General features: G+C 44.8%; 18 protein-coding genes, 1 tRNA gene and 1 other annotated feature. Of the genes, 14 read left to right on the top strand and 5 right to left on the bottom strand.

The window, feature by feature from the left end:
- Positions 1 to 13 precede the first annotated feature (13 nt).
- The 4 genes from trpC to trpA are packed head-to-tail and all read left to right on the top strand — an operon-like array spanning position 14 to position 3,379.
- Complete coding sequence (gene trpC / locus IGI73_RS05980) at positions 14 to 772, top strand: indole-3-glycerol phosphate synthase TrpC (protein ID WP_428206361.1); 759 nt, start codon at positions 14 to 16, stop codon at positions 770 to 772.
- The gene (locus tag IGI73_RS05985; protein ID WP_428206360.1) at positions 769 to 1,416 is read left to right on the top strand and encodes a phosphoribosylanthranilate isomerase; all 648 of its coding nucleotides are present in this window, start codon (positions 769 to 771) and stop codon (positions 1,414 to 1,416) included. Before trpC ends, IGI73_RS05985 begins: the two co-directional genes overlap by 4 nt.
- Complete coding sequence (gene trpB, locus IGI73_RS05990) at positions 1,413 to 2,606, top strand: tryptophan synthase subunit beta (RefSeq protein ID WP_438759142.1); 1,194 nt, start codon at positions 1,413 to 1,415, stop codon at positions 2,604 to 2,606. Before IGI73_RS05985 ends, trpB begins: the two co-directional genes overlap by 4 nt.
- Entirely contained in the window at positions 2,603 to 3,379 is a 777-nt protein-coding gene (gene trpA / locus IGI73_RS05995) for a tryptophan synthase subunit alpha (RefSeq protein ID WP_428206358.1), read from the top strand. The genes trpB and trpA overlap by 4 nt, the downstream gene beginning before the upstream one ends.
- A gap of 148 nt (positions 3,380 to 3,527) precedes the next feature.
- Here trpA and IGI73_RS06000 read toward each other — a convergent pair whose 3' ends face one another.
- Positions 3,528 to 4,385, bottom strand: coding sequence for a PhzF family phenazine biosynthesis protein (locus IGI73_RS06000; RefSeq protein ID WP_266166853.1), 858 nt, complete (start codon positions 4,383 to 4,385; stop codon positions 3,528 to 3,530).
- Positions 4,386 to 4,499: 114 nt separating this feature from the next.
- On the opposite strand from IGI73_RS06000, the gene IGI73_RS06005 reads away from it, so the two are divergent.
- Entirely contained in the window at positions 4,500 to 5,036 is a 537-nt protein-coding gene (locus IGI73_RS06005) for an adenylyl-sulfate kinase (protein ID WP_428206357.1), read from the top strand.
- A 39-nt stretch (positions 5,037 to 5,075) separates the two neighbouring features.
- On the opposite strand, the gene IGI73_RS06010 is transcribed toward IGI73_RS06005, so the two are convergent.
- The 3 genes from IGI73_RS06010 to IGI73_RS06020 form a co-directional block, all read right to left on the bottom strand.
- Positions 5,076 to 5,498 carry an HIT family protein gene (locus tag IGI73_RS06010; protein WP_428206356.1) on the bottom strand — a complete coding sequence of 141 codons (423 nt, stop codon included), beginning with the start codon at positions 5,496 to 5,498 and terminating at the stop codon, positions 5,076 to 5,078.
- Between the two features lie 340 nt (positions 5,499 to 5,838).
- A tRNA-Arg gene (locus IGI73_RS06015) sits at positions 5,839 to 5,912 on the bottom strand.
- Between the two features lie 145 nt (positions 5,913 to 6,057).
- Complete coding sequence (locus tag IGI73_RS06020) at positions 6,058 to 6,756, bottom strand: O-methyltransferase (RefSeq protein ID WP_005225745.1); 699 nt, start codon at positions 6,754 to 6,756, stop codon at positions 6,058 to 6,060.
- Positions 6,757 to 7,330: 574 nt separating this feature from the next.
- Here IGI73_RS06020 and IGI73_RS06025 point away from each other — a divergent pair.
- From IGI73_RS06025 to leuD, 4 genes are read left to right on the top strand one after another with little or no spacing between them, the layout of a single operon-like run.
- Positions 7,331 to 8,851 carry a 2-isopropylmalate synthase gene (locus IGI73_RS06025; RefSeq protein WP_428206355.1) on the top strand — a complete coding sequence of 507 codons (1,521 nt, stop codon included), beginning with the start codon at positions 7,331 to 7,333 and terminating at the stop codon, positions 8,849 to 8,851.
- Positions 8,848 to 9,912, top strand: coding sequence for a 3-isopropylmalate dehydrogenase (gene leuB / locus IGI73_RS06030; protein WP_428206354.1), 1,065 nt, complete (start codon positions 8,848 to 8,850; stop codon positions 9,910 to 9,912). Before IGI73_RS06025 ends, leuB begins: the two co-directional genes overlap by 4 nt.
- Positions 9,893 to 11,275: a 3-isopropylmalate dehydratase large subunit gene (leuC, locus tag IGI73_RS06035; RefSeq protein WP_128488992.1), complete on the top strand. Its 1,383-nt coding sequence runs from the start codon at positions 9,893 to 9,895 to the stop codon at positions 11,273 to 11,275. The genes leuB and leuC overlap by 20 nt, the downstream gene beginning before the upstream one ends.
- Positions 11,275 to 11,862, top strand: a complete 588-nt coding sequence (gene leuD / locus IGI73_RS06040) for a 3-isopropylmalate dehydratase small subunit (protein WP_428206353.1) — start codon at positions 11,275 to 11,277, stop codon at positions 11,860 to 11,862. The genes leuC and leuD overlap by 1 nt, the downstream gene beginning before the upstream one ends.
- A gap of 17 nt (positions 11,863 to 11,879) precedes the next feature.
- On the opposite strand, the gene IGI73_RS06045 is transcribed toward leuD, so the two are convergent.
- Positions 11,880 to 12,533 (bottom strand): uracil-DNA glycosylase, encoded by a 654-nt coding sequence (locus IGI73_RS06045; RefSeq protein ID WP_010747984.1) that lies wholly within the window; start codon positions 12,531 to 12,533, stop codon positions 11,880 to 11,882.
- A gap of 169 nt (positions 12,534 to 12,702) precedes the next feature.
- Positions 12,703 to 12,773: a sequence feature (ribosomal protein L21 leader region), on the top strand.
- A 19-nt stretch (positions 12,774 to 12,792) separates the two neighbouring features.
- On the opposite strand from IGI73_RS06045, the gene rplU reads away from it, so the two are divergent.
- The 5 genes from rplU (at position 12,793) to phnD (ending at position 15,748) form a co-directional block, all read left to right on the top strand.
- Positions 12,793 to 13,101: a 50S ribosomal protein L21 gene (rplU, locus tag IGI73_RS06050; protein WP_005225751.1), complete on the top strand. Its 309-nt coding sequence runs from the start codon at positions 12,793 to 12,795 to the stop codon at positions 13,099 to 13,101.
- A gap of 26 nt (positions 13,102 to 13,127) precedes the next feature.
- On the top strand, positions 13,128 to 13,472 hold the full coding sequence (locus IGI73_RS06055) for a ribosomal-processing cysteine protease Prp (protein WP_005225752.1): 345 nt from the start codon (positions 13,128 to 13,130) through the stop codon (positions 13,470 to 13,472).
- Between the two features lie 12 nt (positions 13,473 to 13,484).
- Positions 13,485 to 13,778: a 50S ribosomal protein L27 gene (gene rpmA, locus IGI73_RS06060; protein WP_003126181.1), complete on the top strand. Its 294-nt coding sequence runs from the start codon at positions 13,485 to 13,487 to the stop codon at positions 13,776 to 13,778.
- Between the two features lie 109 nt (positions 13,779 to 13,887).
- Positions 13,888 to 14,352 (top strand): GNAT family N-acetyltransferase, encoded by a 465-nt coding sequence (locus IGI73_RS06065; RefSeq protein ID WP_015509496.1) that lies wholly within the window; start codon positions 13,888 to 13,890, stop codon positions 14,350 to 14,352.
- 460 nt (positions 14,353 to 14,812) lie between these two features.
- Positions 14,813 to 15,748 carry a phosphate/phosphite/phosphonate ABC transporter substrate-binding protein gene (gene phnD / locus IGI73_RS06070; RefSeq protein ID WP_015509497.1) on the top strand — a complete coding sequence of 312 codons (936 nt, stop codon included), beginning with the start codon at positions 14,813 to 14,815 and terminating at the stop codon, positions 15,746 to 15,748.
- Positions 15,749 to 15,842: the final 94 nt, after the last annotated feature.

A 15,842-nucleotide genomic window follows, 5' to 3' on the forward strand; every position in this document is an offset into this window, starting at 1 on the left:
AAGGAGGAGAATCATGGATTTTTTAGAAACGATCATCCAGAAAAAAGTTAACGAAGTTGCCGCGATGCCACAAGAAACCGAAAAGGTCGTAGCGAAACGCCCATCATTTTATCAGCAAGTCAAGGAACGACCACAAAAGATGCACCTCATTGCTGAAATCAAGCGTGCTTCACCCTCAAAAGGAGACATCAACCAAGCGATCGACCCAGTCACGCAAGCGCAAGCTTATGAAGCCGCGGGTGTCAGCGGGATTTCCGTTTTGACCGACCAGCAGTTTTTCAAAGGCTCGCTGGCAGATCTTGAAGCAGTCAGTAAGGCTGTTTCGGTGCCTATATTATGCAAAGACTTCATTATCGACAAAAAACAATTGATTCGCGCCAAGAATGCGGGTGCCAGTATCGTTTTATTGATCGTGGCTGCGTTGGAGCCAGCCCGTTTGGTCGCGCTGTATCAAGAAGCCGAAGCACTAGGGTTGGAAGTACTCGTTGAGACCCATAATGCGGCTGAATTTCAACATGCCCAAGCATTAGGTGCCAAAATCATCGGCGTCAACAATCGTGACCTAAAAACCTTTGACGTTTCCTTGGATGTCAGTGTTGCTTTAGCACCTCAGCCGTCAGAGGCGGTTTACATCAGTGAATCTGGTATTCGAACGGCCGCAGATGTGCTGCAGCTTGCACCGTTTTATCATGGAGTCCTCGTTGGAGAAACGTTGATGAGGAGCAATCGAATTGTTGAAACAGCGGCAGATTTGCAGGTGAGCCGTCGATGACCAAAGTGAAAATTTGTGGACTCACCGAACGCTTGCATGTCGAAACTGCCATCAATGCAGGAGCAGATTACCTTGGCTTTGTTTTTGCCGAAAGCCGTCGGAGAATCGATCCGACCCAAGTCCGCAAGATAACGGAGCAAGTACCCGAAAATGTAGGGAAAGTCGGGGTTTTCGTTTCTCCAAGTGTTGAAGAAGTGCAAGCGGCAATTCAAGCCGCCCAACTAACAGCGATTCAGCTCCACGGAAAGGTTCTGCCATCTTTGCAAACAGCCATTCAGAAGGGCGTTTTTGCTCATCAAAAGATCGCAGTGATCCAAGCCTTTGATGGAGAAGCAGAAACTTTAAAGCAAGATTTCCTGAGCTGCGATGCAGATTTTGGTTTATTGGACGCTCCAGTAAGAGATCACCCTTATGCTGGCGGCAACGGCCAGTCCTTTGATTGGCAAAAAGCGGCGAGAGAACCGTTGCCGTTGTCTGAGCGATTTTTTATTGCTGGCGGGTTGCACGTGGAAAATGTAGAAGAGGCGATCCAACTTTTTAGGCCTTATGCTGTCGATGTTTCTTCAGGCGTTGAAACCCAGGGCAAGAAAGACAGTCGGAAAATCGAACAATTTATTCATTTAGTAAAGGAGAAAAAAAGATGACCCAGTATCCCACAAAAACAGGATTTTATGGTTCTTTTGGCGGACAGTTTGTGCCAGAGACATTGATGTATGCAGTCAAGCAATTGGAAACTGTCTATCGTGAAGCACAAACGGACGCAAGTTTTCAAGCTGAATTACAGGAATATTTACAAGAGTATGTAGGAAGAGAGACCCCCCTTTATCATGCCCAGCGCTTGTCACAACACTTAGGCGGTGCCAAAATTTATCTGAAGCGAGAAGATTTGAATCATACGGGTGCCCATAAAATCAATAATGCACTTGGCCAAGTCTTATTAGCAAAACGGATGGGGAAAAAGAAAGTGGTAGCAGAGACCGGTGCTGGGCAGCATGGCGTCGCCACAGCAACTGCGGCCGCGTTGTTCGGTATGGAATGCACGATTTTTATGGGCGCGGTAGATGTTCAGCGGCAAGCACTAAACGTCTTTCGAATGGAATTGTTGGGAGCAAAAGTGGTTTCAGTCACATCAGGCAATCAGACATTGAAAGATGCTGTCAATGAAGCGCTGCGCTACTGGGTCGCAACCGTCGAGGACACTCATTACGTGATGGGTTCGGTACTCGGTCCGCATCCTTTTCCAGAGATCGTTCGAGATTTTCAAAGTGTGATTGGGAGTGAGACACGGCGGCAACTATTAGAAAAAGAAGGACAACTGCCAACGACAGTCGTTGCTTGTGTTGGCGGCGGCAGCAATGCGATGGGAATGTTTTACCCTTTCGTCAACGATCAAACCGTTCGTTTGATTGGCGTTGAAGCAGCTGGAAAAGGCGTGGATACTACCGAGCATGCGGCGACTTTGACGAAAGGCAGTATCGGTATTTTACATGGTACCAAAATGCATTTGCTGCAAGACGATGATGGGCAAGTGATTGAACCCTATTCGATTTCAGCTGGTTTGGATTATCCAGGGGTCGGTCCCGAGCATTCTTATTTGAAGGAAATTGCACGTGCGGAGTATTTCGCGGTCACTGATGAAGAAGCTGTTGAAGCCTTTTATCTCTTGTCTCAAATCGAAGGCATTATTCCCGCTTTGGAAAGTGCTCATGCCGTTGCCTATGCTTTAAAGTTAGCGCCAACGATGACAGCAGAAGAACACTTAGTGATCTGTTTGTCTGGGCGAGGGGATAAAGATGTTCAACAAATCAAAGATCGGAAAGGGGAAGCGAAATGACCAGCAAAACATTGACGATGAAACTAAAAGAGCGCCAAAAACAAGGCAATCCTTTGTTTGTACCTTATATCATGGCGGGTGCCAACGGACTGGAACGCCTGCCAGCAGAAATCGAACTGTTGACGACACATGGCGCAGCCGCCATTGAAATCGGCGTGCCCTTTTCAGACCCAGTCGCAGATGGAGCGGTCATCCAAGCAGCTGGAATGCAGGCATTAGCCAATGGCACCACTTTAAAAAAGATCATTGCTGCGCTGCAAACGATCCATTCTGAGGTTCCACTGGTATTGATGGGGTATGCCAATTCATTCTTTCATTATGGGATTGAACAGTTAGCAAATGAGTTAAAAACGACAAATGTGAAAGGGTTGATTATTCCAGATTTGCCTTTTGAACATCGATCGCTAGTAACGCCTACGTTTGATGCGGCGGATCTCGCGCTGCTCACACTGGTCTCTTTGACCAGTCCTCCAGACAGAATTCAGACGCTGATCGAAGAAGCGGAAGGATTCGTTTATGCTGTGACAGTGAACGGTGTCACTGGAGAAGATCGCCAATACAACGAACAGCTGGATCAGCATTTGCAAGCCATTTCGGAAAAAAGTCCGATTCCTGTACTAGCTGGTTTCGGGGTCTCGACCCACGCAGACGTGCAGCGCTTTGCCCGAGTGTGCGATGGGGTAGTGATCGGTTCAAAAATCGTAGCAGCCTTACAGAACGAGCCACTGCCTAAAGTCAGTGAGCTGTTAGCAGAACTTGTTGGTAAGCCATAGAAAATCAAGGTGAAGGAAAGAACCCGAGTTGGGTTCTTTTTTTTATGAGAAAACTAGTATTCGAGATACTGATGGGCTGCTATGGAAAAAGAACACGATGTGTGAAGAGGAAAAAAGGCTGATGGAAGATCAGCCTAAATTGTTGTGATTATGCCAGTGTATCAGTGTCGATGGTGACTGTCTCGCAAAAATGCCCTCTGCCCCCAACATAAACACGTTGGATTTCCTTTCGCGAGGACGTAGCTAGTTTGACAAAGATTTCAGAAGGTTCACCTAAATTGCTGCCTTGTTCAAAGCGATACACTTCTTTTTCAAGGGAACATTTTTGATGCAAGAAGCAAGCCAAAGCGGCATTGGAAGTACCTGTGGCAGATTCTTCATTGATGTCAAACAATGGGGCAAAGTTACGGCAAACGATTCGTTCTTTTTCCATTGCATATAAGTGCATGCCAACTACTTGTTGCAGCGCACTTACTTTTTTTATTTCTTCAAAATCAGGTGCAACATGCTGCAACTGGGCCGTTGTTTTGATTGGAACAAGGATATCTTTTAATCCTGTAGAAACGATTTGAATAGGAATTTGATCATTGATAGCATTGGTATCGAAACAGTCAGCTAATTGTTCTAGTGAAAGGACATCTGAAAACAGCGGTTTGCTCTGTTCCATGAAAATGACACCGTCTTTGATGGTGATCGACAAACGTCCGGCGTTGGTGTCGATGCGATACTGTTGCTTGGAAAGTTTGTTCAAATATGACAATAGAGCAAAGGAAGCAATTGTTGCATGTCCGCATAAGTCAACTTCTTCTTTTGGTGTAAAATAGTCAAATCGGAAATCGGCCTCCGGGGATTTCGATAAAAAAGCTGTTTCTGAAAAGCCTAACTCTTTTGCGATGGCTAACTTTTGTTGTGGTGTAAGGGGCTGTTCCAGCAAAACGACTCCAGCCTTGTTGCCACCTGTTTGATTTTTACTAAACCCGCTTGCGATATATACCGTTATCTCCATAGGACACCTGCTTTCTTTATTCTTGTCAAGCATAGCATAATTTTTGCAGGGGGAGGATAAGAAAAAGGATTGGTTGAGCGTGTTATACTGAAGGTACGACAGAGGAGGGACTTCATGAAGAGAGGGAAAGTAATTGTAGTCAGTGGTGTTACAGCGTCCGGCAAAACGACATTGGTTCGTGAATTGAGTAGATTGGCAGATGGAATAGTGATCTCCTTTGATGATTATAGTATCGATGCATTGCCCTCAGCACCATCTTTTGATTATTTTTTACAAGATCCCCGCGCAGCGATCAATCAATATGACATCAGTCTGCTACTGAAAGATCTGAAGAGAGCGATGCTCCTTTACCCAATCATTTTTGTGGACTTTCCCTTCGGATATGAGCACCAAGATTTGCGTCAGTTGATCGATACGGTGATTTATTTGAAAATACCACTAGATATTGCTTTTGCTCGTCAGATTAAACGGGATTATACGAACGAATCAAAAGAAGCGATTTTGACTTGGGCAGATACTTATCTTTCCTATGCAAGGGAGCTATTTGTTTTACACGAACAGATCATTGCTGAATCAGCCGACTATGTACTGGATGGTGCTCGACCAGCTGATCAGCTAGCAGAACAAGTAAAGTATTATCAAGTATTTTAAGAAGCGCTTTTAAGTAAGATTTAGTCTACTGAGTTTTGTTTAATCTCCCTTACTATCTGTTTCAAAGGTCAAAAATGCCGCTGCTTCCTCTAAAGAGAGCGCTGCTCCATTGAATGTGGGCCACGCATTGATACCGTCACATTTTTTTCTCGGAATCAAGTGAAGATGAAAGTGAGGGACTGATTGACCCGCTGCTTGATTTGCTGCGCTTAGCAAATTAATCCCATCAAATCCTAAGCGAGTGACACAATGATCTGCTATTTTTTGAACCGTTTGAATGAGGTGAGCAAGAAGAACGGGGTCGCAGTCTAAAATACTGGTGTAATGTTTTTTAGGAATAACCAGCATATGATAATCCACGTCATTGGCATGATCAAGGAAGGCGCAAACACTGTCATCTTCATAGATTACATGGCTTTTTATTTTTCCAGATACGATGCGGCAAAAAGGACATTCTTCCATCAAAATTCCTCCTATGGAATAAATTTTGTTAGTTGTGTTCGAGAAGTATAATATCTAAAAACGTGAAGCTACTGGATTATGGGAAACCATAAACGAGCTTTGCAATTAAGCCGCTCTTTGAGAGGATAATATCATATTTATTTAGCAGTTAAAACTATATGTGATAATTAATGATGTTTCAGATAATTAGTTAATAGGTTGTTTGCAAAAGAAAAGCACCGTGCTGCTGATTTGTGGTAAAAGTGACGTTTGAAAAAAGTGGCTTTTAAAAAATTTGTCAAAAAAATCGCTAGGAATAAAGATTCCTAACGATCTGCTAGCGCTATGCACGATAATATAACGTTCCAGGAGGGATTCGAACCCCCGACCGTTCGCTTAGAAGGCGAATGCTCTATCCGGCTGAGCTACTGGAACAAATAATTTTCAGCGAATGCTCACTTCGCCTAAGCTGTTGAAATCAATCAGCAACAAATAACATTATAGAAAAAGGGCGCAGCAATGTCAATCTCTTTTCGCCCTTTTCTTATTTTTTCTTTGAAAAAAGGAAGCGCAGCTGCCCTCAACCTTTCTCAGGTTCCTCAAGGATTACGCTATCTGCTTCTTTCGTAATGAGAATCACGCCATCTCCTAAAGGGACGAGGGTGGAGGTCAGCTGAGGATGGTTCATCACGGTATCCAAGAAAAGATTCAACTTGCGATGGATCGCTCGCTGGTTGCGAGGGATGTCTTCGATGGGTTGTAGAATCGTTCCAGCTTGGAACACGTCATCCACCATCAACACGCCACCTTTGCGTAACAGGCGTAGACATTCTGGCAAAAATTCAATGTATTTCGATTTGGCACTGTCCATGAAGATAAAATCATAAGGCCCACTCAATGTAGGCAGGACATCTGCCGCTTGTCCTTCTAAAAGCGTGATTTTGTCTTCATTTCCTAAGCGAGCATAGGTTTCTTTGGCTTTGCGGATCATGACGTCAAAGCGATCGATCGTTGTGACATGCCCCTCTTTCACACATTGTGCCATCAAGCTTGAAGAAAAACCGATCGCTGTGCCGATCTCAAGGATTTCTTTTGGCTGAAGCTGTCCCAATAAAAACTGCAAAAAGACCACAGTTTCATGTGGGATGATTGGCACTTCTTTTTCATGAGCGGCTTGCTCGATTTCACCAAGTTCGCCGGGTAATTGTTTTTGTTTTTCACGCATAAACGCCACTAGTTCTGGTTTGACTACTGGACGATGCATCATTTCGTTGCGCATCTTCATCCTCCTCATTTATCGCTGCCCCTTATTATACGAATAACTCACCTTAAGTTCAATCTTTTCGAGTCTTTGGAACAACAAAAAAACCAGTCATACGACTGGCAGGATAAAGGGGTGAAAAATATTTTTGGGATATTTCTATCATAACGGTGTTATGTGGAGGTTTGGTTAAAATCCTGTGAAGATCTCGTCAGGTTCTGCTTAAATTTTCATCAAGGAAGAAAAGCAACCCATCATCAGAGCGAAAAGGAACTTTTTATCGAAATATTCAGAAAATTCAGGGAAAAGTGTTGACAGAGGAACCTGCTGTTTGGTATCTTCATAACAAGATAAAAAAAGTGATAGGTGACGACGATGGATAAACGATTGAAACAAACAGCTGCATTTTTATTATTATTATCGTAAGGACTCTTTTTCTATGACCCGCCTTTTTAAGGCATCATTTGAAGAGTCCTATTCGCATTGCATGAAGGAAACCCTTTATGGAGTGCTTTTTTTATACCATTTTTTCAATTTGTTTGAATGAGGTCGCGCCAAGCGTGCCCCTACCACTGCCAAGGAGGAAATAGTGATGAGAAAAATCCAGTTTTTTGACACCACATTGAGAGACGGTGAACAGACGCCGGGAGTCAACTTCAATACAAAAGAGAAGGTTCAACTGGCGCTGCAATTAGAAAAATGGGGGATCGATACGATCGAAGCAGGCTTTCCGATTGCATCAGAAGGAGACTTTCAAGCAGTCAAAGCGATTGCTGGGGCGGTGACGAAAATGACCGTTGCAGGACTTGCCCGTTGTCAGAAAAAAGACATTGATCGTGTCTATGAAGCTCTTCATCAAGCCGTCGATCCCCAGATCCATGTCTTTCTAGCAACGAGTGAGGTACATCGCCAGTACAAGCTGAATATGACGAAAGCAGAAGTACTCGCTTCCATCAAAGAACATGTAGCTTATGCCCGTGAACGCTTTGAAAAAGTTCAATTCTCGCCAGAAGATGCCACCCGCACCGATAAGGCCTTCTTGCTTGAGGCGGTTCAAACAGCAATTGATGCCGGCGCGACGATCATCAATGTGCCCGATACAGTAGGGTTTACCAATCCTACGGAATATGGTGCGCTTTTTGCCTATTTGATCGCCAATATCAAGAGTGAGCAGCCGATCATTTTTTCTTCCCATTGTCATGATGACTTGGGAATGGCGACAGCCAATGCGCTGGCAGCTATCGAAAATGGTGCTGATCGGGTGGAAGGAACGATCAACGGGATCGGCGAACGAGCGGGCAATACCGCACTAGAAGAAGTGGCGCTGGCGTTGCATATTCGCAATGATTTCTATCAGGCTACCTCCAACATCAAGTTAAACGAAACAAAATGCACCAGCGATCTGGTGGCACGTTTGTCTGGGATCACGGTACCGAAAAACAAAGCGATCGTCGGCGGCAATGCCTATGCTCATGAATCTGGGATTCATCAAGATGGCGTCTTGAAAAATCCTGAAACTTACGAAATCATTACCCCGCAATTGGTAGGCGTACAAACCAACTCACTGCCTCTTGGCAAACTTTCTGGCCGCCATGCGTTTGTCGATAAAATGCAGCAGCTGGGGTACCAGTTTGACCAAGAAGAAACCAATGAATTGTTTAAACGCTTCAAAGAGTTGGCAGATAAGAAAAAGCAAGTGACCGAACAAGATTTGTTAGCGTTGGTGGCTGACCAGGGCCGCAGCCAAGAAGATGGCTGCGAGTTGGAGTCAGTTCAGCTGCAATACGTGTCCAATGGCCATCAAGGAGCGGTGGTTTCTATCATCAAAGACGAGGAAAAACAAGTGGCATCAGCTATCGGTGCCGGCAGTATCCAAGCTATCTACAACTCGATCGATCAGATTTTCCAGCAGCAGCCGAAGTTGTTGAACTATGAGATCACTGCCTTGACCAGTGGGGAAGATGCGCAAGCGGAAGTGCACGTGGTTATTGAATGCCAGGAAACCAATGAAAAAATCAGCGGGATCGGCTTAGACTTTGATGTCTTGCAGGCGTCAGCCAAAGCCTATGTACAGGCTAGCGCAGCTCTAAAGAATCGAGGTGTCCTTGTTTGAAAAAGATCGTGGTTTTAGCAGGAGATGGCATCGGACCAGAAATTATGGCCAGTGCGCTTGCGGTAATGAAAGCGGCTTGTCCAGACCATCTCCAACGCTTTCATTTTGACCAGCGGCCATTTGGTGGTGCGGCGCTAGCACTTACTGGAGAGCCCTTGCCGCAAGAAACACTACAAGCTTGCCAGCAGGCGGATGCGATCCTTTTAGGAGCCATTGGTGATCCAGTTTGGGAAAACGCACCGATAACACCCGAGAAAGGACTTTTGAATTTGCGTCAAGCGTTAGGGCTATACGCCAATATTCGACCCATCAAAGTAGTTGATGCGGTGATTGCTTTGTCTCCCATTAAAGAAGCGATCCTTCGGGGGACAGATTTTGTCATCGTTCGTGAGTTGACTGGCGGTATTTATTTTGGCGAAAAAGCAGAAAAAACTGAAGAAGCCTACGACATCAATCATTATCATCAAGCAGAGATTCGACGGATTTTGCGTAAAGCTTTTGAGATCGCCCGCACGCGGAAGAAGCGGGTTCTCTCTGTCGATAAAGCAAATGTGTTGGCGACTAGCCGACTTTGGCGCCGATTAGCGGAAGAAACGGCACAGGAATTCCCAGATTGTCAGTTGACTCATCAATATGTTGATTCCGCTGCTATGAAAATCATCCAAAATCCCAAAGACTTTGATGTAATCGTGACAGAAAATCTCTTTGGCGACATTTTAAGTGATGAAGCCTCGGTTTTGCCAGGGTCATTAGGGGTGCTGCCCAGCGCAAGTCATGGCGCAGAAGGGGTTTCTTTATATGAACCGATTCATGGCTCTGCACCTGATATCGCTGGGCAAAATTGCGCCAATCCGGTTTCCATGATTTTATCTGTCGTCATGATGCTAAGAGAGTCCTTTCAAGAGGAAGAGCTGGCGGATACCATCGAAAGTGCTTGTTACGAGGTAATGAATGCGGGGATCTTGACCCGTGATCTAGGTGGTACAGCAACGACAACTGCCTTTACAGAAGCGGTTGTTGCACAGTTAGGAGTGAGCAATTATGGGGAAAACGCTGTTTGATAAACTATGGGATCGGCATGTCATCACAGGAGAAGAAGGGCAGGCGCAGCTGCTTTATGTCGATCTGCATATGATCCATGAAGTGACGACACCGCAAGCCTTCGAAGGATTACGGCAAGCGGGACGGACCGTCCGTTGTCCTGAAAAAACCTTCGCAACGATGGATCACAACGTGCCTACCAAAGATATTTTTACCATCACTGATCTGGTTGCAAAAAAGCAAATGGACACGTTACGTAAAAACTGTCGAGATTTTGGGATCGAATTGTGTGACAATGGCTCTGCCAACCAAGGAATCGTCCACATGGTTGGCCCAGAAGTTGGCTTGACCCAACCAGGGAAAACGATCGTTTGCGGGGATTCCCACACTGCCACCCATGGTGCTTTCGGTGCGATCGCGTTTGGGATCGGTACGAGTGAAGTAGAGCATGTCTTTGCGACACAGACGATTTGGCAGACAAAACCGAAACGCATGGGAGTTGAGATTACCGGTCACCTGCAGCCGGGAGTGTACGCCAAAGATATTATTTTGGCATTGATCGCGACCCATGGCACTGATTTTGGTGGTGGCTATGCCGTAGAATTCTTTGGCGAAACGATCCGTAGCCTGACGATGGAAGAACGCATGACCATTTGCAATATGTCGATCGAAGGTGGGGCGAAAATGGGCTTGATCGCCCCTGATGAAACGACCTTTGCTTATGTGAAGGATCGACGCTTTGCGCCACAAGCGTTTGCCAGTGCGGTGGCTGATTGGCAAAGCCTTTATACCGATGAAGATGCTAACTATGATGCCCTGATCACCCTAGACGCAACAACCTTAGAACCCTATATCACTTGGGGAACCAATCCAGAAATGGGGGTACCAGTCAGCGAAGCGTTTCCTGAAGTGCGGGATCACAATGATCAGCAAGCCTATGAATATATGGCGCTGCAACCTGGACAGACAGCTGCTGATATCCCCATTGAATACATTTTTATTGGATCGTGTACCAATGGTCGTTTGTCTGATCTGCAAGAGGCAGCGGCGATTTTGAAAGGTCAGACCATCAAAGAAGGGGTCACTGGTATTATCGTTCCTGGTTCACGCCCTGTTCGTAAAGCAGCGGAAGCGATCGGTTTAGACAAAGTCTTTATTGACGCTGGTTTTGAATGGCGGGAGCCTGGCTGTTCCATGTGCTTAGGAATGAATCCTGATAAAGTACCAGAAGGCGTCCACTGTGCCTCCACATCAAACCGCAATTTTGTTGGACGGCAAGGGAAAAACGCGCGGACGCACCTCTGTAGTCCAGCGATGGCGGCAGCAGCTGCGATTCATGGGCGCTTTGTCGATGTACGAGAAGTGGTTGGAGGTGTTGGTTAATGGAAGCTTTTACGCAATTTGAAGGTACGACGCTGCCTTTGATGAATGACAATATCGATACCGATCAAATCCTACCGAAAAATTATTTGAAACGCGTTGAAAAAACGGGCTTTGGCGAATTTTTATTTGACGATTGGCGCTATTTGCCGCAACGCAAGCCTAATCCAGCATTTATCTTGAATGATCCAGCATATCAGACCGCTCAAGTCCTCGTCACTGGTGATAATTTTGGTTCTGGCTCTTCTCGAGAGCACGCGGCATGGGCGCTGTTGGATTACGGCTTTAAAGCCGTGATTGCTGGCAGCTTCGGTGATATTTTCTATATGAATGCCACCAAAAACGGGCTGCTGCCCATCGAGCTGCCATTGGATGTTCGCCAAAGGATCGCTTCGCTGCCTGCTTCAGAAAAAATCAGCATCGACTTGCCGAGGCAATGTGTGAGCGTTGCTGGGGAGGAGCATTTCTTTGCAATCGATGCTACTTGGAAACACAAATTGATCCACGGTCTCGATGAGATCAGTATCACGTTGCAGGAAGAGGCGAAAATCACCGCCTATGAGCAGACGATTCCAGCGTATTGGCAGTAGGGCTAGGGGACTGGTCGTTATTCGTCGGCTGGTATTTGTGAGAGGATGTTTCTTAACCCTCGCCAATCGGCTTCGATTTGCGGAGTCAACGTTCGATTGTAAAAGATCGCAGCGGGATGATACATCGGCACGATCAAATATTCTTTTTCCGACCATTGATAGCCATCTTTTGTTGGATTGCTTTCTTGTATTTTGGAACGGATCACTTCGCCATGGTGATCTTTGATATAATAGGCGTTGCCTAATAAACGCTGCAGTCCGATATTGCCAACAGTTGCAATGACAGGCGGATCTACAACGGACAACTCGTAGTCAAGCAGCGGTGCGTGTAGCAAGACTTCTTTTTTGGTAGGTGTCCGATTGGGATGGACGATCTCATGGGCACCGCTGCGCTTGTTGATCCGTTCTTTGACGGAGTATGGGCGACTGCGAACAGCGCTGGTGATGTAGACATCCTCACGGGTCAAACCGGCTAAAGCCAACGATTTCATCAATTCTTTTCCTGCTTGTCCGCTAAAAGGAATAAAATTCTCGATTTCGGTTCGTCCAGGGGCTTCCCCAACGATCATCAATTTGGGCTGCAGCGGTCCTTGACCGGGAACAAATCCTTCCAACGGATAACTGCGGGACGCCTGTTGAACGGCAGTGGCTAATTCTTTGGGGTATTGCATGAAAACTCCTCCAATTCTGTTTCACTTGTGCTCTTTCTTCTATAGTAATAGAAAATAAAAAATGCACAAAAGGAAATGACTAGTAGCAAAAGAATTCTGTCTTTTCCTTAATTAGTGATTGACTTTAGGAAAACATTTTGATAAAGTTAATCTGTTGTAATTGTGGACTCCACAGCTACAACCGCACAGAACAAGTAGTAAGTACGAAAGTCACTTGGGATGGCGAGTCTAAGTATATTATAAGGAGGTGCTGTAGAGCATGTACGCAATTATCAAAACTGGTGGGAAACAAGTAAAAGTTGAAGTGGGTCAAGCAATCTACGTTGAAAAATTAGACGTTGAAGCTGGACAAAAGGTTACTTTTGATGAAGTTATCTTAGTAGGTGGCGAATCAACAAAAGTGGGTGCCCCAATCGTTGCAGGAGCAACTGTTGAAGGGACTGTTGAAAAACACGGCAAACAAAAGAAAGTCGTAACTTTCAAATACAAACCTAAAAAACATTCACACCGTAAACAAGGTCACCGTCAACCTTACACAAAAGTTGTTATTGACGCGATCAACGCTTAATTCTTACGAAAAGCAGGGTAACGAATATGATCAAAGGGACATTCAAACGAAATGACTCTGGTCGGATTGTTTCTTTTGAACTAGCTGGACACGCACAAGCAGGAGAATACGGCAAAGACATCGTCTGTGCTGCAGCATCCGCTTTAGCGATCAGTGCAGTCAATGGGATCGATGCTTTGGCTGGCGTTGCGCCAAAAGTTGAAGCAGATAACGAAAATGGTGGGTACTTATTAGTCACACTGCCTTCTCGTTTAACCCAAGAGCAGTCGAATATCGCACAAATTCTTTTAGAAAATTTGTTGATCGGCTTGCAATCAGTTCAAGAAGAGTACAACGATTATATCCAAATCAAAACTACTAAAGAAAACTAGGAGGTGCATCTCATGTTGATGAAAATGAATTTGCAATTCTTCGCTCACAAAAAAGGTGGGGGTTCTACTTCTAACGGACGTGACTCTCAATCAAAACGTTTAGGTGCGAAACGTGCTGACGGTCAAACCGTTTCAGGCGGATCAATCCTTTATCGCCAACGCGGTACTAAAATTTACCCAGGGGTAAACGTAGGTATCGGTGGAGATGATACATTGTTTGCAAAAGTTGATGGCGTTGTTCGTTTCGAACGTAAAGGCCGCGACAAAAAACAAGTATCTGTGTATCCAGTAGCGCAAGAAGCATAAGAAAATGACATCCAGATTACGTAAAAGTAACCTGGGTGTTTTTTTATACACCAATGAAACCGTTTTAACGAAATAGTTATTTATAATGGATTAGATAAGGAGCGAAGCAATGATTCAGTTGAAAGAAATCACGAAGGAAAACTATCGTGCGTGCATGAATTTGAAGACAACGAAGGAGCAAGAAGACTTTGTTGCGCCCAATTGGTACTCAATGTTAGAGGCGATCTATGAGGAACCTCGTCAGGCATTTGCCCTATACTATGGTGAGGAAATGGTCGGCTTTATGCTATTTAGTTTTTACGAGGCGGATGAGGATTATCCAAAAGCTTCGTGGTGGATCGAGCGGTTTATGATCGCAGAAAAATTCCAAAATCAAGGGTTAGGCACTCAAGCGTTTCTTGCTGGGTTAGATTGGTTCAAAACCCATATCCAAGCGCAAGAATTAAGGATCTCCGCTGTGGATGGCAACGAGATCGCAACGAAGCTTTACGAACGCAATGGCTTTGTTTTGACGGGTGAAATGATTGAGAACGAGCATGTACTCTTGTTGCAGCTGCCAACGGACCAAGGGTAAATGACTCTTTCTACAGTAAGAGAATGAGGTCAAAAGCAGAGGTTCTTAAGGGAATCCTCTGCTTTTTTTGTATTGTTTCGTAAAAAAAAGTGTGCGGTCATCTTCTGGTTAGACGTTTCAAGAAAATTTGTGCACTCGGGGTAAGAATGACGAGTATGTCCATGCTTTGTTGTTCACAAAGTTCCTTTTGCTGTTAACAGAATCTTTACACGTTGACAACACAAACCTTATATTCATTTGATACTCTGAGGAAGTAGAACAAATGGAAAGAAACTTTCGAAAAACGTTGATTATTGAGAATGTGCTCACGAATGATTTCGGTCAAAACACGAACATTATCAAAAAAGAAAACGTTCGTAATTCGAAAAAGATTGTTTTTAATTCGTTGGTTTTTTATAATCAAAAAGGAAAGTTCGGAATTCCATGAGTTCGATTTTTTTAATGAAAAGGAGAAAAAGTGATGAAAGTTTGGAAGAAAACGGCAATGTTTGGTTTAGGTTTGGTGGCAGCAGTTACGCTGGCGGCATGTGGCTCAGGTGGAGCAAGTACTGACTCGGCGGCTGAGGACGCAGGATATGTACCAGAAAAGTTGACCGTTCAATTTGTCCCATCACAAGCAGCAGAAACATTAGAAGCAAAAGCAAAACCACTTGAGCAATTGTTAAGTGATGAATTGGGGATTCCAGTTACAGTGAGTGTTTCCACTGACTACAATACAATCGTCGAAGCAATGGCTTCGAAACAAGTAGATGTCGGCTTTTTACCGCCGAATGCCTATGTTTTAGCAAATGAGCAAAGCAATGTAAAGGTGTTATTGCAAGCACAGCGTTATGGCATCAAGCAGCCTGGTGGCGAATCAACGGATGAATTGGTTGATAGCTATCGTTCAATGATCGTCGTAAAAAGCGGCAGCGACATCAAAGAGTTGGAAGATTTAAAAGGCAAAACGATTGCCACGCAAGATGTTACTTCTTCTGCCGGTTATGTTTGGCCAGTAGCAGAAATGAAAAAAGCAGGCATCGATATCAATACGGATGTGACGACTGTTCAAGTCAAAGGCCATGACCAAGCGGTCTTATCAGTCTTGAATGGCGACGTTGATGCGGCGTTCGTTTTTGAAGATGCCCGTAACACGGTCAAAAATGATTACCCAGAAATCATGGATGAGGTAGAACCAATGTACTTTACCGAACCGATTCCGAACGATACGATCAGTGTTCGCAGCGATATGAGTGAAGAGTGGGACAAAAAAATCCAAGATGCCTTTATCGCGATCGGAAAAGATGAAGAAGGAAAACAAATCATCTCTGATATTTACTCTCATGAAGGATACGTTGTTTCACAAGACAGCAATTTCGACATCGTAAGAGAGTATGCGGAACAAGTCGGACAATAATTAATAGATGAATAGATCGGGAGGGTACCGGTAGTTGAGGTACCCTTTTCGAATGGACAGCAATTTTTACCTAATGGAAAGAAAGTAGGAGAAT

The sequence above is a fragment of the Enterococcus sp. DIV0755f genome (assembly GCF_051713725.1).
GTDB classification, from domain to species: Bacteria; Bacillota; Bacilli; order Lactobacillales; family Enterococcaceae; genus Enterococcus_D; species Enterococcus_D casseliflavus.